Annotated in this window: 23 protein-coding genes; 4 read left to right on the top strand and 19 right to left on the bottom strand. The window is 42.1% G+C overall.

The features are described 5' to 3' along the window. Window positions 1-337: zinc ribbon domain-containing protein (locus CL181_RS14660; RefSeq protein WP_141398929.1), on the top strand; the 337-nt coding region annotated here is incomplete at its 5' end. Here CL181_RS14660 and CL181_RS14655 read toward each other — a convergent pair. From CL181_RS14655 to CL181_RS14600, 12 genes are all read right to left on the bottom strand, one after another. Continuing rightward, window positions 324-1,220: a F0F1 ATP synthase subunit gamma gene (locus CL181_RS14655; protein ID WP_097300063.1), complete on the bottom strand. Its 897-nt coding sequence runs from the start codon at window positions 1,218-1,220 to the stop codon at window positions 324-326. The genes CL181_RS14660 and CL181_RS14655 overlap by 14 nt on opposite strands. A 14-nt stretch (window positions 1,221-1,234) precedes the next feature. Then, window positions 1,235-2,761, bottom strand: coding sequence for an alternate F1F0 ATPase, F1 subunit alpha (locus CL181_RS14650; RefSeq protein ID WP_097300062.1), 1,527 nt, complete (start codon window positions 2,759-2,761; stop codon window positions 1,235-1,237). Beyond that, window positions 2,758-3,534 carry a F0F1 ATP synthase subunit B gene (locus tag CL181_RS14645; protein ID WP_176505245.1) on the bottom strand — a complete coding sequence of 259 codons (777 nt, stop codon included), beginning with the start codon at window positions 3,532-3,534 and terminating at the stop codon, window positions 2,758-2,760. The genes CL181_RS14650 and CL181_RS14645 overlap by 4 nt, the downstream gene beginning before the upstream one ends. Window positions 3,535-3,539: 5 nt before the next feature. Then, window positions 3,540-3,815, bottom strand: coding sequence for a F0F1 ATP synthase subunit C (locus tag CL181_RS14640; protein ID WP_097300060.1), 276 nt, complete (start codon window positions 3,813-3,815; stop codon window positions 3,540-3,542). Window positions 3,816-3,904: 89 nt separating this feature from the next. After that, window positions 3,905-4,597, bottom strand: coding sequence for a F0F1 ATP synthase subunit A (locus CL181_RS14635; protein ID WP_217993183.1), 693 nt, complete (start codon window positions 4,595-4,597; stop codon window positions 3,905-3,907). 2 nt (window positions 4,598-4,599) lie between these two features. Then, entirely contained in the window at window positions 4,600-4,899 is a 300-nt protein-coding gene (locus CL181_RS14630) for an ATP synthase subunit I (protein ID WP_097300058.1), read from the bottom strand. Continuing rightward, entirely contained in the window at window positions 4,892-5,227 is a 336-nt protein-coding gene (locus tag CL181_RS14625; protein ID WP_097300057.1) for an AtpZ/AtpI family protein, read from the bottom strand. Before CL181_RS14625 ends, CL181_RS14630 begins: the two co-directional genes overlap by 8 nt. Before the next feature lies 1 nt (window position 5,228). Next, a complete protein-coding gene (locus tag CL181_RS14620; RefSeq protein WP_097300056.1) occupies window positions 5,229-5,606 on the bottom strand; it encodes a F0F1 ATP synthase subunit epsilon in 378 nt (125 codons plus the stop codon). Beyond that, window positions 5,603-6,979 (bottom strand): F0F1 ATP synthase subunit beta, encoded by a 1,377-nt coding sequence (gene atpD, locus CL181_RS14615; protein WP_097300055.1) that lies wholly within the window; start codon window positions 6,977-6,979, stop codon window positions 5,603-5,605. The genes CL181_RS14620 and atpD overlap by 4 nt, the downstream gene beginning before the upstream one ends. A gap of 25 nt (window positions 6,980-7,004) precedes the next feature. After that, window positions 7,005-8,993 carry a heterodisulfide reductase-related iron-sulfur binding cluster gene (locus CL181_RS14610; protein WP_097300054.1) on the bottom strand — a complete coding sequence of 663 codons (1,989 nt, stop codon included), beginning with the start codon at window positions 8,991-8,993 and terminating at the stop codon, window positions 7,005-7,007. A gap of 3 nt (window positions 8,994-8,996) precedes the next feature. Beyond that, window positions 8,997-10,358 carry an electron transfer flavoprotein subunit alpha gene (locus CL181_RS14605; RefSeq protein ID WP_097300053.1) on the bottom strand — a complete coding sequence of 454 codons (1,362 nt, stop codon included), beginning with the start codon at window positions 10,356-10,358 and terminating at the stop codon, window positions 8,997-8,999. A gap of 35 nt (window positions 10,359-10,393) precedes the next feature. Beyond that, complete coding sequence (locus CL181_RS14600; RefSeq protein ID WP_097300052.1) at window positions 10,394-11,206, bottom strand: electron transfer flavoprotein subunit beta/FixA family protein; 813 nt, start codon at window positions 11,204-11,206, stop codon at window positions 10,394-10,396. 225 nt (window positions 11,207-11,431) lie between these two features. Between CL181_RS14600 and CL181_RS14595 the strand changes: the two genes are divergently transcribed. Next, a complete protein-coding gene (locus CL181_RS14595; RefSeq protein ID WP_097300051.1) occupies window positions 11,432-12,070 on the top strand; it encodes an HAD family phosphatase in 639 nt (212 codons plus the stop codon). A 56-nt stretch (window positions 12,071-12,126) separates the two neighbouring features. On the opposite strand, the gene CL181_RS14590 is transcribed toward CL181_RS14595, so the two are convergent. Next, window positions 12,127-12,345, bottom strand: a complete 219-nt coding sequence (locus CL181_RS14590) for a hypothetical protein (protein ID WP_097300050.1) — start codon at window positions 12,343-12,345, stop codon at window positions 12,127-12,129. Window positions 12,346-12,562: 217 nt separating this feature from the next. On the opposite strand from CL181_RS14590, the gene CL181_RS20535 reads away from it, so the two are divergent. Continuing rightward, the gene (locus CL181_RS20535; RefSeq protein ID WP_176505244.1) at window positions 12,563-12,727 is read left to right on the top strand and encodes a hypothetical protein; all 165 of its coding nucleotides are present in this window, start codon (window positions 12,563-12,565) and stop codon (window positions 12,725-12,727) included. Window positions 12,728-13,291: 564 nt separating this feature from the next. On the opposite strand, the gene CL181_RS14585 is transcribed toward CL181_RS20535, so the two are convergent. The 3 genes from CL181_RS14585 to CL181_RS14575 form a co-directional block, all read right to left on the bottom strand. Next, window positions 13,292-13,546 carry a hypothetical protein gene (locus tag CL181_RS14585; protein ID WP_097300049.1) on the bottom strand — a complete coding sequence of 85 codons (255 nt, stop codon included), beginning with the start codon at window positions 13,544-13,546 and terminating at the stop codon, window positions 13,292-13,294. 84 nt (window positions 13,547-13,630) lie between these two features. After that, a complete protein-coding gene (locus CL181_RS14580; RefSeq protein WP_097300048.1) occupies window positions 13,631-14,416 on the bottom strand; it encodes a sugar phosphate isomerase/epimerase in 786 nt (261 codons plus the stop codon). Between the two features lie 53 nt (window positions 14,417-14,469). After that, complete coding sequence (locus CL181_RS14575) at window positions 14,470-15,732, bottom strand: Ig-like domain-containing protein (protein WP_097300047.1); 1,263 nt, start codon at window positions 15,730-15,732, stop codon at window positions 14,470-14,472. A gap of 154 nt (window positions 15,733-15,886) precedes the next feature. On the opposite strand from CL181_RS14575, the gene CL181_RS14570 reads away from it, so the two are divergent. Next, a complete protein-coding gene (locus tag CL181_RS14570) occupies window positions 15,887-16,429 on the top strand; it encodes a hypothetical protein (RefSeq protein WP_097300046.1) in 543 nt (180 codons plus the stop codon). Window positions 16,430-16,435: 6 nt separating this feature from the next. On the opposite strand, the gene CL181_RS14565 is transcribed toward CL181_RS14570, so the two are convergent. From CL181_RS14565 to CL181_RS14555, 3 genes are all read right to left on the bottom strand, one after another. Continuing rightward, window positions 16,436-16,852, bottom strand: a complete 417-nt coding sequence (locus tag CL181_RS14565) for a hypothetical protein (protein ID WP_097300045.1) — start codon at window positions 16,850-16,852, stop codon at window positions 16,436-16,438. A 42-nt stretch (window positions 16,853-16,894) separates the two neighbouring features. After that, on the bottom strand, window positions 16,895-17,371 hold the full coding sequence (locus tag CL181_RS14560; RefSeq protein ID WP_097300044.1) for a hypothetical protein: 477 nt from the start codon (window positions 17,369-17,371) through the stop codon (window positions 16,895-16,897). Window positions 17,372-17,470: 99 nt separating this feature from the next. Continuing rightward, on the bottom strand, window positions 17,471-18,184 hold the full coding sequence (locus CL181_RS14555) for a hypothetical protein (RefSeq protein WP_097300043.1): 714 nt from the start codon (window positions 18,182-18,184) through the stop codon (window positions 17,471-17,473). Window positions 18,185-18,195 lie beyond the last annotated feature (11 nt).

Below are 18,195 nucleotides of genomic sequence, written 5' to 3'. Positions count from 1 at the left end.
ATTCAGGCAAATGAGAAGTTTCATCGAGTATAAGGCAACTCTTTCGGGTGTGTCCGTTATTCTTGTCAATCCCAGAGGAACTTCTCATACCTGTCCTGTCTGTGGACATAATGAAAGACGAAATAGACCAAACCGGGATACGTTCAGGTGTGTTAAGTGTGATTTCTCTGGTCATGCTGACCACATTGCAGCTATCAATATTGCTGCAAGGGCTGCTGTCAATCAGCCTGTTATAGCATGTGATGAAGTCAAAGCCAATATTGGAATTGAGATGGAACATAGTTATAAACCTCTTTCAGGAGCATCAAACATGCCCCTGAATTCTATTCGGGGGTAATTGACTTCCCCATAAGCGCTTCAAATCCTGTCATAATATCCAATAATTCCGATGTTATCGAAGTCTGGCGCTGGAGGTTGAATCCGGTATTCATATCCCTCAAACGTTCTTCTATATTCTTTTCTGCTACTTGCATTGATGCAAGCCTGCTGGCATTCTCGCTTGCAATTGATTCTACAAAAGCGCGGTACAATGAAAAAAACAGATACTGGCGGGTTAATGAAGAAAAAAGGCTGCTCCAGTCCATAGTGAATGTTGGCAGATTCCGCGATGGCCACTTTTTCCCTGATAAGTTACTGATCCATTCAGGATCAAAAGGTAGAAGATATACCATAAACGGCTGAAAAGATGTTCCTGCTGCAGGTCTATTATAAAAAAGCACGATCCGGTCTATATCTTTTTTCAATCGAAATTCCTCGATATTGATCAAAACTTCCTGCAGGGTGAATCCGATATTTGATCCTGATATTGAAAAACGCTTGTCTATGGGTTGTCCTGCTTCCTCAAGTCGCGCGATAACACGGTCGCCCAGGGCAAATACTGTCCTGTCCTGAGGTTTTATCTCAAGTTCATTCATCCTGTCTAATGCAAAAATTGAAATTTTCTCGTTGAACTGGCCGCACATACCTCTTTCAGAGCCGAAAACAATCGCACAAAGACGGTTTTTCTCAACATATCCGGCTTCACCCACTTCCTCATCCGGTCGATTCTGCAGAAGAATATGAAATCCCATTTCAATGGTTTTGTGATACTCTTTTAATGATTCTACGGCCTGTTCATGCTCCCTTATACTCACTGCTGCAAGCGCTTTCATGGTCTTTACCAGGGATTGCAATTCTTCTGCGCTATTGATCTTTCTTTTTAGCGTTTCAAGGAGTTCCATTTATTTGTTTCCTTTTATTTTATTTTTTCTCCTTTTTTTGAATTCACAGCATCTCTGGCCACATCCAGAAGAGCTTCACGATCTTCTTTCTTTAATTTTTCTCCTGAAAGAATACGAAGACACAGGTCAGGCAGTTTTTCAACTACTGCTTTCTGAACTTTTACTTTGGCATCAGTGATGTCTTGAATTGGAAGTTCATCAAAGACACCATTGGTCACAGCCAGAAGAACAGCTATCTGTTCAGGGACAGGCATGGGTTCGTATTGCGCCTGTTTTAACACTTCGCGGACGCGGCGCCCGCGCTCCAGTGTATTCCTTGTCCCCTCGTCAAGATGTGTGCCAAAACGCGCAAATATCTCAAGTTCCTCGAACTGTGAATAAGAAAGACGCAGATCTCCTGCAACCTCGCGATACGCAGGCAACTGTGTCTTCCCGCCCACACGGGAAACAGATTTCCCTACATCCACAGAGGGTAAGATCCCCTCATGGAATAGGCGCGGGGAGAGGTAAATCTGGCCATCGGTAATAGAGATAAGGTTTGTGGGGATGTATGCTGCGATATTCTGTGCCTCTGTTTCAACAACAGGCAAAGCTGTAAGAGATCCGCCTTCCCGAAGGTGTGTGGACCGCTCAAGTAACCGGGAATGGATATAGAAAATATCCCCAGGATAAGCTTCCCTGGCAGGCGGACGCCGGAGCAAGAGGGATAATTCCCTGTAAGAACGGGCATGACGGGTAAGATCGTCGTATATGATCAGTACATCTCGTCTCTTTTCCATGAAATACTCTGCTATTGTGGTGGCAGCATAAGGAGCAATAAAGTTCAATCCTGGTGGATCATCACCTGAAACCACAACTACAATACAATTCTTCATTGCCCCATGAATTCGTAAATCAGCGATCACCCTTGCAACAGCTGAACTTTGCTGCCCGATAGCGCAGTAGATGCACATGACATCTTTATCTTTCTGGTTGATGATAGTATCAAGGGCAATAGCGGTCTTACCTGTCTGGCGGTCGCCAAGTATCAATTCACGTTGTCCCCGGCCAATTGGAATAAGTGCATCCACAACCTGAATACCTGTTTGCAACGGAACATTCACAGGAGCACGTTCCATAATTCCTGGGGCCTCATGCTCAATAGATCGGTTTTCCTGTGAGTTGATCGGACCCTGTTCATCAAGCGGCCTTCCCATTGGATCGACAACCCGACCAAGGAGTGACTCTCCTACAGGAACTTCCATTACCCTGCCCGTGCGATATACTTCCTGGCCGGCTTTTATATCTTTACTGTCACCGAGCATTACTACTGCAACCTCATCAGGATCCAGGTTGAACGCAATTCCCAATTTATTGCCCGGAAATCTAATGAGTTCCTCGAATTTTACATTGGTTAATCCTGTGATCCGGGCAATACCTTTCCCTATGAACGTAATTTTTCCGACCTCCCTGGAATGGATCAATGTCCTATCCTTTTCCATCAGTTGATCAAGGATTTCAAACGTCTCATCAAGAACTGTAAGCAATCCTGTGTCTTTCATTTTTCTTCCATCCCCCTCCGGTCGAAAGATCTTGAAATATCCTCTTCCAGGGTATCCAGATAACTGCCAAGACTCCATGAAATTTGTTTATCGCGGGTATACAGTTCAATTCCACATAACAGGCCAGGTTCAATTTCGAATTGAAACTTCGCTTCATTACCAATTTGATCCCGGACAGCTTCCTTTATCCTTTGGGGCAAAGTTCCCGGGATCGTAAATGAGCTTTTTATATTGATTTTTTCCTGAGGGTTCCGGATAAATTCTTTGATGGCTTCCTTTTCTTTTTCCCCCATAGTCTCAAGACGCTTGATGAATGTATTGATAATATGGATCTCCAGTTCATCATTTGCAAGATCCTTTAAAACCCGGCGGGTGATAGAATATATCTTTTCACCTGAGCGCCTTCGAAGATCTGTAAGAAATATTTTTTTCTGGCGCTCGACCTCTTCAAACCATTTATCTTTGCTTTCTTTGACCTCAGACCGGGCTTTTTTTATCAGTTCTTCACTGACCGTTTGCGCCTCTTTCCTGGCCTCCATTAACATCGATTCTCTCTTTTCGGACAATTCCCGGATATTTTTTTGGTATGTTCCAATTTCGTTTTCCGCTTCGTCATTTAAGTCTTTTGCTTCCTGTAATCTCAGGATAATTCTTTTTTCCCTTTCATCCATTGCTTTGATGATTTGGCCGTACAGAAAGAATTTCAATAACAGGATAAGTACCAGGAAATTAACTATCTGGGCAAAAAAAGTGAAATAGTCGATCTGTACCAATTGTCCTATCCTCCTGCCACTGCATAATTCCAGAACGGGTTAGCAAAGATCAGTATGATCGAAATGACAAAGCAATAAATTGCTGTTGATTCTACCATAGCAAGACCTACGAATAAAGTGCGTGTGATGGTATTTGCCTCATCGGGCTGTTGAGCAATAGCGCCCAGTGCACGCGCCAGGGCCCAGGCTTCCCCGATGGCCGGACCTATTGAGCCTATAGCTATGGTCATTCCTGCTGTAAAGATCGAAACTGCTGCAATTATTTCCATACTGCTATCCATTTCATTTCCCTCCTTTTTCCTCTAATATACATCTATCGTTACATATCTCTAATATTACATCTATCATTACATATTTCAAATTCATCCTGTTATCTTATCTCCTGTGGTTTCACTTGATGCACCCGGGTTGCAGATGCAATATAAACAGTAGCAAGAACTGCAAAAATATATGCCTGGATAAATCCGATTATAAGCCCCAGGACCTGCATAATGACCGGAAGGAAAAAAGGGACGACTGCAAGCAGCATGGCGACTATCATTGTTCCGCTCATGATATTTCCGAATAATCGAACAGCAAGGGCAAGGGTACGTGATAGTTCGCCAATAATATTAAATGGCAGCATGAAAACCGTAGGCTGCATATATCGTTTAAAATAAGCGACCGTCCCCATTTTTGATATCCCGTATATCGGAACTGCAAAAAATACACATATTGCAAGAGCAGCAGTTGTATAAAGAGAACCTGTGGGTGGATGGTATCCCGGCACAATGGTGAGTAAATTGGAGACTGCGATGAAAAGGAACAAAGTTCCTGAAAACACAAGGTAAGTATCCGAATCATCCTGAGTAATTTCCCGTATCTGGCTCCTCATGTAGTCAACTATGGTTTCAAGAAGGTTCTGGGATCGCGATAATGGAGGTTCAACCGAAAGCTTTCGCGTTACCAGCCAGGCTATGAAAACTATCAATGCCATCACAAGCCATGTAAAAACGACCGTGGCATTAAGAGTGACAAATCCCGATTCCAATAAAATAATGGTATCAGGGCTGATATCTACCAAATTCACTTCACCCCTGGAATTATAGCTTCTTTATGAGGCCGCAGGCGGAAAACCAAAAAGACCTTCATCAATATGAAACCGAAAAGACAGATAAGTAATCGTTCCCATTGACCACCTCTTGCGACCAGGTAGAATCCAGAAAGAGATAGTACTGTTCTGCCAAAAAAACTTCCCAGTGTCAGGAAATATGGATTTCCTGATGAAGGAAGCTTTTTTAATGTCAACCAGAGACCTCCGAAATAAAAGATCCCCAATCCAGCGCCAATTGCCAGGCTCAATATAATTATCATAAAATCAATCATTATTATTTTCCTCCATTTTTTTTTGTTCCATCCTTACCCAGTACCAGGCATTTATACAACCCAGGAAAAGCCCCGCGAAAAAAAAAGTGAGCGTCCAGGAAATACGTCCTGGCCATTTTGAATCAAGCCATATGCCCAGAGCTATTCCTAATAAAGTTGGAATTGCCACTGACCATCCGATTGTACCCATCATACCCAGACCAAACCAGATGATCCTCTTTTTTTCATCCCTCGCTTTGATCTTATGGGCTTCTTTTTCACCAACTTTATCAATAAATTTATGTATTCTTATGGCCTTTTTATCTTTTTCCGGATCATTCACATTCATTTTACTCCAGTTCTAATATCCGCTTTGCAAAATCCGCCTCAAGTCTGGCAATGACTGAACGGCTCTTCTTCTCTCTTTCATCCAGAATATAGAACTCTTCTTTCACAGTTTGCTTTAACCTGCCAAGATCTTTACTTCGTACTGCATTTCGAGTGGAAACAAAAACATCTGACCCCCATTTGACCAGGATTCCTTCATCTACTGCGAGAAATTCTTCTTTATTATCATATTCAAAAGAAAGAATACCCGAAACAAGCGCTGTAACAAAATCAATATGTTTTGGCAATATGCCAAAAGAACCGTTTTCGGCTTCAGCAACCACTTTTGTCACATCCTGGTCAATGAGTACTTTTGTGGGCAGCATTATTTTTAATCTCATTTTTTCACATCCTGGATAGTCCCTATCATGTAGAGCGATTTCTCAGGATAGTCCATGAATTCATCTTTGAGTATCCGTTCGCAACCATCAAGCGCATCTTCAAGTTCAACCATTTTTCCTTTATGCCCTGTGAATTGTTCGGTTGTAAAAAACGGCTGGGTGAGGAAACGTTCCAACCTCCGTGCCCTATGCACGACCTTCTGGTTGTCTGAAGAGAGTTCCTCCAGACCCAGCATGGCAATAATATCTTTGAGTTCTTCGTATTCAGCCAGGGTTTTACGTATCTCCTGCGCTAAATGGTAATGCCTCTTTCCAACAATATTGGGTGTCAGCATACTGGATTGTGACTGCAGCGGATCAATTGCCGGATACAGGCCCTCAGATGCCATTTTGCGGGAAAGGACAATGGCGGCAGACAGGTGACCGAATGTATGGACAGCTGCCGGATCTGTAAAATCATCGGCAGGCACGTATACGGCCTGTACCGAAGTAATAGCGCCATTCTTTGTACTGCATATCCTTTCTTCAAGTTCGGCCAGTTCAGTTGCAAGAGTTGGTTGATATCCAACCCGGGAAGGGAGCTGTCCCAGAAGTCCTGAGACCTCTGCTCCGGCCTGGACAAAACGGAAAATATTATCGATCAGGAGCAAAACATCCTGCCTGGCATTATCACGAAAATATTCAGCCATGGTAAGCGCAGCATGTCCAACACGAAACCTGGCGCCTGGCTGTTCATTCATCTGCCCGAAGATCATGACAGCTTTATCCAGAACCCCGGCATCTTTCAATTCACGATATAGTTCTTCACCTTCACGAACGCGTTCGCCTATTCCACAGAAAATACTAACACCCCCATATCGCCCAACTACGTTATGGATCATCTCCATGATCAGGACTGTCTTTCCCACACCTGCACCACCGAAAAGCCCTGCCTTTCCTCCTCTTTCAAGTGGGGCAAGAACATCAATTGCTTTTATTCCTGTATTAAAGATCTCTGAAGTTGTAGTATGTGCGGATAAAGGGACGGATTTCTGATGGATCGAGCGCCATTGTCTTGCTTTTATTTCTCCCTTATTGTCAATGGTGGAGCCGAATATATTGAGTACCCTTCCCAATAATTGCTCTCCAACCGGTACCATGAGCGGATGACCGGTATCGATCACTGTCGCCCCACGGGCTAATCCCTGTGTCGGGACAAGTGCTATCCCGCGCACAACTTCAGGAGTGATGTGAATTAAGACCTCTATATCTATCGGGCCTGCTGTTAACTGGTTATGGATTTCCGGAAGCTTATCCTGGAACCTTATATCTATTACGCTGCCTCTTATTGAAACAACTGTTCCTGTATTTACTTGAGCAGTCCTGATCACCATTTCCCATCCTTTTACATATTATCGTTTACTTCAATGCTCTGCTTACGATCTCGGCCAGGTCCAGCACCTGCACTTTATCATCGGCTTTGATGCCTTTTATCCCGTCTTCAAACATGGTCATGCAGTATGGGCAACATACGCAAATCGTCTTTGGATCCTTTTTCATAGCCTCCTTAACCCGCTCAACATTGATCAGATTCCCAGTGTCCTCCTCCATCCACATTCGTCCACCTCCGGCGCCGCAGCAAAAAGACCTGTCCTTGCGGCGTTCCATCTCGATCGGCGCCCGGCCGGTTACAGAAGCAATAACATTTCGCGGCGCTTCATATATGCCGTTATAGCGTCCCAGATAACATGAATCATGGAACACAAGATTTCCGAAATCCTTTGCATCATTCACATCCAGGTTCAGCTTACCCGATTTTATCATATCATATATCAAATCAGTATGATGAACAACTTCCAGTTCCACGCCATACTGCCGATAATCGTTCTTGAAGGTATTATAGCAGTGCGGGCACTGGGTAATGACCTTCTTTATGCCCTTCTCTTTAAACATCCGGATATTTTCCAGGGTCATGCGATCAAAAACAAATTCATTACCAAGACGGCGCATGCTGTCGCCGCAGCACAACTCTTCTTTTCCCAGGATACCCCATGAAATGCCGCTGGCATTCAGGATTTTTGATATTGCCTGGGATACTTTTTTGCTGCGTGCATCGAATGAGCCAAAACATCCAACATAAAATAAATATTCGGTCTTACCAGTCTCAAAAGGCTTAACATCCAGATCTGCTGTCCATTTTGTACGATCTCCAGGTGCAATGCCCCATGGATTACTGCGCTGTTCTATATTCTCAAAAAGTGCAATTAATTCTTCAGGTACTTTTGCTTTCATCTCTACAAGATTTCGGCGCATATCAACGATTTCTACAACATGCTCAATAAACACCGGACAAACTTCCATGCATGCCCCACAGGTTGTACAGTCCCAGAGAACCTGTTCTGCAACACTACCTTCTATCCCGCCTTTGATCAAAGGTAATACAGTTTCTTTATTTTTCATGATCCCTGGGCCATTTACCAGCAGATTGATTTTCATATTATGAATAACAAGCCTGGGATTTAACATCTTACCCGTAATTGTAGCCGGGCAATTATCAGAGCAGCGGCCGCACTCGGTACAGGAATATGAATCAGTTAAATTTTTCCAGGTAAATTGGTCAATTCTTCCGACACCAAATTCATTTCCCTTTTTGAAATCTTCCCCGGGCTGGGTGTTGACCTTAGTGAGGCTTCTTAAATATACATTTGGGATGCCTGTCAGGATATGCATGTGCTTGCTGTAAGGCAGATAATTCAGGAAAACAAGCAGCACAATGGCATGGAGCCACCAGAAAGCATCGATATATCCATTCAGGCTTCCTGCCGGAACATCCGAGAAAAAAGCGGAAGCTACAAAATTAGATACAGGCATAAAATTTGCTGCTTTTTCAGTACCCTGTGCTATCTCGCTGGCATGCAAACCGAAAAAGGCGAGCATAAGTAAAGCGATCAGGCTGAGAATTATAAAAGCGTCCACGCTTCTGGCTTCCATATAAGAAGGGGGGAATGCCAGGCGGCGGATGACCGCGATACAAACTGCCAGCAGGGCAAGGACTGATGCAATCTCGATCAAAACAGCCAGTGGATGATACACGCCGGGAGGAAGCAATGAGAAACTTATGGAATCAGGGAACAGTCCCTCAAGCAGGAATTCTGTATTGGCTATCAATAATATCATGAAAGACCAGAAAAGAACAAGATGGTTCCAGCCAAAACGGTATCCGTGGGAAACAGTACACCTTTGCCCAAAGGCGTAATACAGAACACCCCCTATACGCTTACCGATATCGTTGAAACGGTTTTTTGGCTCTGGCCTGCCAAGAGTAAGAAGGCGGAACCGCCTGTAGCAGCTCCAGAAAAAAAGCGCTATAGCGGCTGCAAAAATAATTGTACTGATGTAAATCAACATAACTTACTCCTTCCCGATACTATTTTTTGATTCTGATATGGAACATATCTCGCCCGTTCGTAATTCTCTGATATAATCGATAATGGCCGGAACTACCTGGAATACATCACCCACGATACCATATGTAGCAACCTCAAATATCGGGGCGTTTTTATCCAGGTTAATGGCGATTATGACATCCGAATTTTGCATCCCGACCAGGTGCTGGATAGCGCCGCTGATGCCGCATGCGATATAGATTTTGGGTCTTACGGTTTTGCCTGTTTGCCCAACCTGGCGTTCTGCCGGCATCCAGCCCGCTTCCACTACAGCGCGCGAACAACCAACTGCGCCGCCAAGCTCATCAGCAAGCTGCTGTAACATCTCGAAATTCTCTTTTCCCTGCATGCCTCTGCCTCCTGAAACTATAACGTCTGCTGCTGTCAGGTCACATTCTGCTCTCTGGCCTTTGATAATCTCCAGTACCTTGACAGCAACCTCATCTTCTTTGATCGCAAAAAATTCGCGGACTATCTCACCCTTGTGCGATGTATCCTTACAGGGTAACAGCATCACATGTGGTCGTACCGTAGACATTTGCGGCCTTGTTCGTTCAGTAAAGATCGTTGCCATTATATTGCCGCCAAAGGCCGGACGTGTTTGCAGCAAAAAACCTTTTTCATCGACATCAAGACCCGTACAATCCGCTGTCAGGCCTGTATTTAGTTTTGTTGCAACTGCGCCTGCGAGGTCTCTTCCAAGACCTGTTGCGCCCATAAGTAATATTTCAGGTTTGTACTTTTTCACCAGGTAACAGATGGCCTTATTATAAGTCTCTGTCCGGTAATAATGAAATACAGGAGCATCCAGTAAATAAACACGGGAAGCGCCATACTCAAAAGATTCCTGGCAGAGATGTTCCACTTTGTCGCCGATTACTATAGAGCAAAGTTCAACGCCCAGGGTTTTAGCCAGCTTCGCGCCAGCTCCCAGCAACTCCCATGAAACAGTAGCAGGCTCACCTTCGGTATGTTCCACAAAGACCCATACCCCCCTGTATTCTTTGATATGGGCTGTTGCTGCTGCTTCTTCGATACTTACTTCTTTAGTGCCAGTTCCTTTTGCAGACGTAGATGCAGCTATTTGCTCAAGGATTTTCTGTTCCTCCGGGGTATAAAAGATCTCAAGGGCTTCTGCAGGGCAAACCTTGATACATCTGCGGCAGCCAATGCACTTTTCCAGATTGATGACAGGCTCGCCCTTATCGTTCATTTCTATAGCGTCTTCGGGGCAGGCGCTCTGGCAACGCGCTCCGCAAGCGATGCATTTTCCCGGAATAAGTTTAGCTATGCCGCGTGGTTTGCGTATCTTTTTCTCTTCTTCCATAAACTTGTGCCTCTACGGTGTTTAACTCATATTTCCTATAAAATCAGGATATTCTTTTCTTTAAGCCTTTCAACCAATAATCTGGCAGAAGCTTGTGGATCTTTGACCCCATCTCCGATTATCTCTCCTTTCTCTCTATGGGGTGAAAAGATCTTTCGCACCTGTGTAGCAGAACCCTTAAGGCCGATAGTATCTTCCCTTAATCCCATTTCTTTGTTATTCCATAATATCACAGGAGCATCCTGTGCAAAAATGCGCATAGGTACTGTTGGATAACGCGGACGGTTTATTTCCCTGAGCACCGCGATCATTGCAGGAAGCGGGGCCTCAACCAGTTCGTGTCTGCCTTCCAGCCTGCGCCTGACTCTTATTTTTTTTGCATTCAAATCCACATTCTCGATATGGTCTACCAGGGTCAATTGTGAATAACCTAATCGGGTTGCAATACCAGGCCCAACCTGTGCTGTGTCCCCATCAATGGTCTGCCTGCCGCAAATTACCATTGCCACTTCGTCCTTCTTACCAAGCTTCTTGATGGCTTCGGCAAGAACCATACTGGTTGCAAGGGTATCTGCTCCGCCAAAAGCCCTGTCGCTTAAAAGTATTACCTCATCAGCTCCCAGGGAAAGGGCTTTTCGCAGTGTAACTTCAGTATTAGGGGGCCCCATGGAAATAACTGCTACGCGAAACCCGTATTTTTCTTTAAGCCTGAGACTTTCTTCCAGGGCATAGGTATCAAACGGATTTATTATGAACGGTACACCTTCTCTTATCAAGGTACCGGTGACCGGGTCAACTTTTACCTGGGTAGTATCCGGTACCTGTTTTACACATGTAACAATTAACATTTTAAATTATCCCTCGACTTGAACTTATATTCTTCATACAACTATAAAAATTATTGCATAATCCTTAATATTAAATTCCCTCCTCTAATTTTTTCCCACCCACTTCTACCTTAGCGGTTTGGTGCTCTTGCGGGATTTCTGGCGAAGGAAAAATTTAAGGCTGATCGAGGTGTATACAAAGCGGGACGTCAATTGTTATCATTGAACACGGGATATTAAGGAATAATGTTAAAAGCAGTAATTTTTGATATGGATGGTGTGCTTATTGATTCTATGCCCTATCATGCAGATGCATGGAAAGCTGTTTTTGCCAATGTGGGGATCAAGATCCAGAGAGATGATGTCTATAAGATCGAGGGTTCAAATCATATTGGAATAATCAGGCTGGTATTTGAAAAAGCAGGCAGGATACCTGAACCTGAGGACTTTCATAAACTTGCAGAGGAAAAAAAGGAGATATTTTCAAAAATCAATAAGGCAACTGTTTTTGAAGGAATATATGAATTGATCGACATACTAAAAAATAAATATGCTCTCGCGGTCGTATCCGGTTCTGATAAAGCAGTTGTCAAAGATTTAATCGGGCGGTTTTTTCCAGATACATTTTCTGTAATGGTGACTGGAAGTGATGTTAAAGAAGGAAAGCCCTCCCCTGTGTCTTATTTAAAAGCTGTTGAAATGCTAAAAGTCCGGAAAGATGAATGTATCGTTATCGAAAATGCGCCCCTGGGTGTTGAATCTGCAAAAAGGGCGGGCTTGTACTGTATAGCGATCCCAACATATGTGGAACCGGAATTATTGAAGAATGCAGATATTGTACTTCCAGATCATGCAGGGTTAAAAGAATATATATCGAAATTTTGACATTCATTTTTTAAGTTCGCCTGCTGCCGATTCTGACCATATCATCTGAAATTTCATCAGAATCCCATTTCTCTGGCAAGCTTTTCATGTGTCACGTATTTACCGCTTTTGATCTCTTTTATTGCGGATTCTATCTCTTTTTTCGTTTCCTCATTGAGTTCTTGAACGTCTTCGATGAGTCTCTCCAGGACATCGTTATAAGTCTCCCGTTCAAACAGTTTCATTTGTGTTAATGTTGATTTTATTTCTTCTTTTATCTGGATCGTTGTGACCATGGTAGTAATTCTTTTTTTTGAATATATTTATAAGTTACTATAGCATTGTATAACATCTTATAGCGCTGAAAGGAGGCTTGCAGATGAGCCTGAGGAATTTTTTGTGTCGTAAAGCGTCCTGACCCATCGCACCCATCTGTTTTTCTGCTGTATCTCATCAGGAATATGTGGGATATATCAGGATTTATTTTAAAAATCTCTTTCTGGAGTTCTTCAAATGATAGAGAATTGTGGTCTTGCCGCAGCGCCTTACACCTATTACGTCCTTATGTGGGGAGTGCCGAGGTTTTTGATGATGTCTTCTGTGATGTCCCTCCTGATGCCTGTGAGGGACGGAGGCATCTTTTGCGCCCACCATGGATTCCATGAACGGATGGATTGATCGAGCATGATGGATTATTTTTGGCGGATGAGTTTATATATGCTTCGATGATTGTCGAGGATTTTTGAGGTTTTTATTAGATTGGCGTTGAGGGATTTATTATATTGTTGTTTTTACGACAGGTTTTAAGCTAAAATTGGTGATTATAATAACAATTGTAAGCATTATTTTAATAATTTAACAGAAATTAATATATGTACTACAGATCATAATAGCCTCATCCGATCATTAAACAAAAAGAGGATCCAATATGGAAATAATTAAAGTCAGATGCAAAAATTGCCACACGGAAATATATATACAAAATAACCATGTCAAAGAAAAGATGTTCTGTACATTGGGGTGCATGAATTCATATAAATCACAGTCCCAAAAAACGGAATCCAATTGAGGGTATCTTTTTCTGGTTTTAAACTATTAGGTTCGATATTAGATTTATATAGAGAATTCTATTTTTTTATATATAATTATAAAATATCTTTATTGAAAAAACGACTTAATAAAAAATTGTGGTTCCGTATATTTCATAAAAAATATTAAATTTATGATATTTATTCAATTGCCTTATTTGTTATTTGGCCGCTGGAAATTATATTTTCTCAACTTTTCGCCAGCTATTTGTCCTGCAATATCTGATAGAACCAGCAAGGGAATTATAGTCCAGTTAAGTCCTGAAAATATTCTTATTAGAAATATGAATGGCACAGGAATATGTATGGCCATTATCCATTTCCTGGAGAACCTTGCAGCATTTCCCCGGATATACCCGAATGGAAGGTTAATTAAAAATACTGCTAACATTATTTCATTTATCGACATTTATCGCTCCTATCCTTATCCGTATAAATTATATTATCCTTATCCAATTATTTGAATGATATCCTTTGTTTATGTAGTTTACGGTCAGGAAATGATACTTTTCAGGAATTTTAAACTTGCAGTTCCTTCTTCAACTGTTCTTGCCTCTGTAACGAACCTTCCATTATACCCTTTGAATTTCGGCATGACATCTTTCCATTTAATAGTCCCTTTCCCAAGCTCAAGGTGTTCATCGCTTCTTCCTTTATTATCATGCAGGTGAACATGTATCACCTTTCCCAGATCTGCCAGGAAATCAATAACAAGGCCGTTAGTATTGGCATGCCCCATGTCAAGCGTCAACCCCGCATTCTCACGATCCAGGGATTCTATCATACCCAGTATCTCACCAGGCTGCCTGCCGAAAATCTGCTGCATGTTGGGCATATTCTCCACTCCTATCTTAATTCCGAAATCATCCGCAAAATCACAAATCGCCCTTAAGCCTTCAAGATTCTGCTGCCAGGCCATGTCAGGAAGCTGCATCCCCAGAGGCGAAAGATGACCGGGATGAACCACTGCAAGCTCAATGAAATCAGATGCCCTTTCAAGACATTTTGTCATCTGCCTTATGCTCTCATTCCAGATAGGGTGGTTGAGGCTTCCAAGGTTAAGGTCTGAGAACGGAAGATGAAGCGAAAGAACAAGATCTGTTGTTTCGATAATGTTTTTTATCTGCGAAAGCGTCGTGTCATTTAATTGCTGTTTTCCTTCACTTACCACTTCCCAGCCAGTGAACCCCAGTTCTTCAAGGCCATAAGCCCAGTCAAACGGGTTATTTACAAGAGCAAGGGAAGAGAAACTAATTTGCATGAAGCAGCTTATTTGCATTCATGATATAAGGAAGTTTGGCATTAATTTATAATTCTAAAATTATGTGATTTTTACCCCGAAAGCACTACTTTTTCAACATAAAGATTCATGTCTCCCAGCAATGGAAGATATTTATCATTTTTCAGGCTTATATTCAAATAATGATCGCCTGCGGGTATTGTGACCCACGTGAATGTCTTTGAGAGCGTTGACCTGCTGTCAATTCTTTCTTCATCGATTTGTATCCCATCTATCTCGATGCTTGCATTGGGCCACCAGGTCCCTACCAATGGCACTGAAAATTTAGTTCCATATCCTGTAAATGAAATATCGTATTTTAAGTGCTGGTTTGTGGAAAATTGTCCGGAGAGTTTATAACTTTCATTAGATATCCACTGGTTGAATTCCAGGATTATTGGTTTTTGCGTTATTGTCAAATGACTTGAACCCGGATTTAATCCAGGCGAAGTTGCAGTTATCAACGATGTCCCAAATAAATCCGAACTGATGGTCGCACTGGCTTTTCCTTTCACTGTTGTCAGATTCGATTCAGAGAGATTTCCAAGTGATGCTGACAGGTTTATTTTTATTCCATCACCCTGTGCATCCCTTCCTTTTTTATCTTTTAACTTGACAAGGATTTCTGCACTGGTAACCCCATCTGCGGGTATTGAATCAGGATTCAAGGAAACCCGGAGGTTATTAGGCAGGACTGCCGGATCATAAGGATTTATATATGCGTTCAAATTATCAGTCATATGAACCAGCGTATATTTTTCTTTCCAGATCGGGTCATAAACCAGTTCGAATGTCAGTTCATAATTTCCTTTTTCGGAAAGAACAGCGCCATTTTGTAATCCCCCGATATCATTAATTGTCCATCTGTCCTCTTCAAGAAGTCCTTCGCGCAGTTCAATAAAATCATCAAGTGGTATCCTGATTTTCCCATTTGCTCCACTGTAATAAATAACATTTCCCCTATCGGTAATCATTCCATCGGGTGTGTTTGTTATATTAAGATCATTATCAGGGTCAGGGTCCACCCCAAAAGCAAGATAATCTACATCTTCCGGGATTGTAACCATTAGAGTACGGATATTTCCGGATGGTGAATCAGGGTCGATCAAATTCCGTGCACCTCCGCTTTGCATAGTGCTCAATGAAGCTTTTATTTCTCCGATCTGCTTTTCCATGATATTTGCGGTCATCCCGGGCCAGATGTGAGAAAGCCCGATGGCAGTAACGGCTATGATCGCTGCTGTCAGGATAATATATACCACAAGTCTTATGGGTATATCAATAGAAGCGCTATCGTCATTGAAAAAAGAAACCATATTTTTCGGTTCTAATACAGTTCGGGTTCATAAATTGTTTCATTGGAAATTCCTGATGCATTATCCTGAATATATTAATACAAAAATTATATGCATTGTTCAGAAAACCTTAAATAACTTGGATTGTTTCGGAGACTCCAGGGTGACATAAATAGTGAAAAAAATCGATGAAAAAAATAACGAGAAAATCAATTCGGATATCAATGGCCGTATTGAATATATTGACCAGAGTTTGAGAAGCGTCGATAACCGCATGCGTGCTGTTGAAAAGCGTCTTTCAATCAAAACATTCGTACCTGATGCTGATATATCATCTCCTGAAAAAGAGAGAAGTGTTGATAATATCTCGCAAAATGAAATCACAGAAAAATTACAGGAAATAGATCGCAAATTAACCAATCTTGAAAAAACAACTCATGAAACCCATGTTATCGATATTGATTCTATCAAATCGCAGCTTTCATATATTGAGAACAGGATCTCAAAACTTGAGAAACATAATGAAATAACTATCGGTAAAATAAAAGTCCCGATTGAGTTTTCAGGCCTTGCAGCCACAATAGTAATGTTCGCAACAGGATATCTTATATACAGCAACCACTGGAATATTATCCGGTCATCATATTATCCGATATTGGTTGGAATATTATTCGGGGCGGTCGTAATAGGGAAGTTCATAATTACAAACAGGAAATAGGTCATTTTACTTCACTATTTTGACCGCAAATTCGTTGGCATAATCCTGAAAACCATACGCTTTGACATCAAGTCTAAGATAGCCTTCTCCTGTTTTCAAATCAAAATCGGTTTTTTTGGATCTTAAGATCGCATATCCGTCATTGTTTGTCATGTTTACCGCAGCAGCACCATGACCTGAAAGGACCACGCTTGCTCTCTTAACAGATGTGCCATCTGTTGAATCAATAACTTCAACTGCCATGTTAATGTCATCCGTATCATTAAAAGCAGATAATACGATCAGGTTGGTGCTTTTCAGATCCGCATGTATGGGTTTTGGTATTGCATCCTCACCATTATCTATTATTGTAAGCATGGCTGCCAATCCAGCCATTCCCACTATTGTAAGAACCACTATTTTTACAGGAATTCCTATGGCCATTTTTTCCTTCAGTACAGAGAAATATAAAATTTAAAGGCAAACCTATTTTTGATATAACTGAATTGCTTTTTCATCTTCATAGTCATAAAAACCATTAGCCTTGGCAACAAGTTTCAACTCAACACTCTTTTGGTTCGGCCTCATGATAACTTTTGAGTTATTTGCCGTTCCCATTGTTAGAATACCCTCGCCGCGGCTGTTTGTCTGGTCTACGGCAAATCCTCCGCCTCCGGTCAGGGTAACACTTGCCTTTTCGACAGGATTATTATTCTTGTCATAAACTTTGACATTGACCTTTACCTCGTATGTCCCGTCACCACTCAGGGTAGCAATGCTTCCTTCCTGTACTGCCCCGTCGTCAATTTTAATATTAATAATATCCACGCTTAAATTCTCCTTGGATTTAGGAATTATGGATAACAGCGCAGCCAGCGCGACCATGCCGACAACAAGCATAACGACTATATTTATAGGCAACTCGATTGCACGTTCATCTTTTTTAAAGTTTTTTAATGTCATAACACCACTTTTTGCACAAACACAGCATGACAATATTTAATATTATCTTAACTAAAATATTTGCATGAGTACAATAATAATATACATTTTATTGAACTATCAAAACGGCATTTTATCGATCGGAGCGACCAGCTGCGGCGCAACAAAGAAATAGAGTAACAAAAGAGTAGCTGTTACGACCAGAATATACACAGGTTTATTCCAGTCCCATACTTTTCTGCCGTCAAATATTCCGAACGGGATCATATTAAAAAGCGCGAGTGTGATATTAACGATCACCCCGTATCTTCCGATCTCATAGAGAATCCCCTGCTCAGATAACAGGAGGAAAAAAGCCATTCCAAGAATAAGATTTGAAAGCGGCCCTGCAAGCGATATGCGCCCGTTTTCCCTGCGGCCAACGTTCCCGCCGTATATCATTACAGCGCCCGGAGCCGCAAATAATATCCCTAACTGGTATACAAGGACAAGCATCAGCAAGAGCATTATCGGACTCATCCTGAACTCGGCCCATGAACCAAACCTTTGCGCCACGATCTTATGGCTCATCTCATGGATGATGAATGAAATCCCGACTGTAAATAAAGAAATAACAAGAGGATTGAAAATACCGTTAAAAAGTTCATCACTCGAAGGCCTGGTACCGGATCTTGACCATAGCAGCAGGATCGCGAATGCGTAGGAAATGGCAAGCCATGAAATAATTATGTGAATTATTTCAGTATTGCTTGTGTGGATGCTGCGCATACTCCTTATGTGGACCGCACCCTTACGATATATCGAAAAATCCTGCCCCTTTTGGACCTTATCCATACATGTAAATT

It is taken from the genome of Candidatus Methanoperedens sp. BLZ2 (assembly GCF_002487355.1).
GTDB lineage: Archaea > Halobacteriota > Methanosarcinia > Methanosarcinales > Methanoperedenaceae > Methanoperedens.
The sequence above is the reverse complement of the archived record's forward strand: the minus strand, read 5'-3'. Positions and strand labels throughout refer to the sequence as shown.

Bases quoted from the DNA above. Each gene is read 5' to 3' on its own strand.
- CL181_RS14655 (WP_097300063.1), bottom strand. From the start codon at position 1,220: ATGGAACTCCTTGAAACGCTAAAAAGAAAGATCAATAGCGCAGAAGAA.
- CL181_RS14650 (WP_097300062.1), bottom strand. From the start codon at position 2,761: ATGAAAGACACAGGATTGCTTACAGTTCTTGATGAGACGTTTGAAATC.
- CL181_RS14640 (WP_097300060.1), bottom strand. From the start codon at position 3,815: ATGGATAGCAGTATGGAAATAATTGCAGCAGTTTCGATCTTTACAGCA.
- CL181_RS14630 (WP_097300058.1), bottom strand. From the start codon at position 4,899: ATGATTGATTTTATGATAATTATATTGAGCCTGGCAATTGGCGCTGGA.
- CL181_RS14625 (WP_097300057.1), bottom strand. From the start codon at position 5,227: ATGAATGTGAATGATCCGGAAAAAGATAAAAAGGCCATAAGAATACAT.
- CL181_RS14620 (WP_097300056.1), bottom strand. From the start codon at position 5,606: ATGAGATTAAAAATAATGCTGCCCACAAAAGTACTCATTGACCAGGAT.
- atpD (WP_097300055.1), bottom strand. From the start codon at position 6,979: ATGGTGATCAGGACTGCTCAAGTAAATACAGGAACAGTTGTTTCAATA.
- CL181_RS14610 (WP_097300054.1), bottom strand. From the start codon at position 8,993: ATGTTGATTTACATCAGTACAATTATTTTTGCAGCCGCTATAGCGCTT.
- CL181_RS14605 (WP_097300053.1), bottom strand. From the start codon at position 10,358: ATGGAAGAAGAGAAAAAGATACGCAAACCACGCGGCATAGCTAAACTT.
- CL181_RS14600 (WP_097300052.1), bottom strand. From the start codon at position 11,206: ATGTTAATTGTTACATGTGTAAAACAGGTACCGGATACTACCCAGGTA.
- CL181_RS14595 (WP_097300051.1), top strand. From the start codon at position 11,432: ATGTTAAAAGCAGTAATTTTTGATATGGATGGTGTGCTTATTGATTCT.
- CL181_RS14590 (WP_097300050.1), bottom strand. From the start codon at position 12,345: ATGGTCACAACGATCCAGATAAAAGAAGAAATAAAATCAACATTAACA.
- CL181_RS20535 (WP_176505244.1), top strand. From the start codon at position 12,563: ATGATAGAGAATTGTGGTCTTGCCGCAGCGCCTTACACCTATTACGTC.
- CL181_RS14585 (WP_097300049.1), bottom strand. From the start codon at position 13,546: ATGTCGATAAATGAAATAATGTTAGCAGTATTTTTAATTAACCTTCCA.
- CL181_RS14580 (WP_097300048.1), bottom strand. From the start codon at position 14,416: ATGCAAATAAGCTGCTTCATGCAAATTAGTTTCTCTTCCCTTGCTCTT.
- CL181_RS14575 (WP_097300047.1), bottom strand. From the start codon at position 15,732: ATGGTTTCTTTTTTCAATGACGATAGCGCTTCTATTGATATACCCATA.
- CL181_RS14565 (WP_097300045.1), bottom strand. From the start codon at position 16,852: ATGGCCATAGGAATTCCTGTAAAAATAGTGGTTCTTACAATAGTGGGA.
- CL181_RS14560 (WP_097300044.1), bottom strand. From the start codon at position 17,371: ATGACATTAAAAAACTTTAAAAAAGATGAACGTGCAATCGAGTTGCCT.
- CL181_RS14555 (WP_097300043.1), bottom strand. From the start codon at position 18,184: ATGGATAAGGTCCAAAAGGGGCAGGATTTTTCGATATATCGTAAGGGT.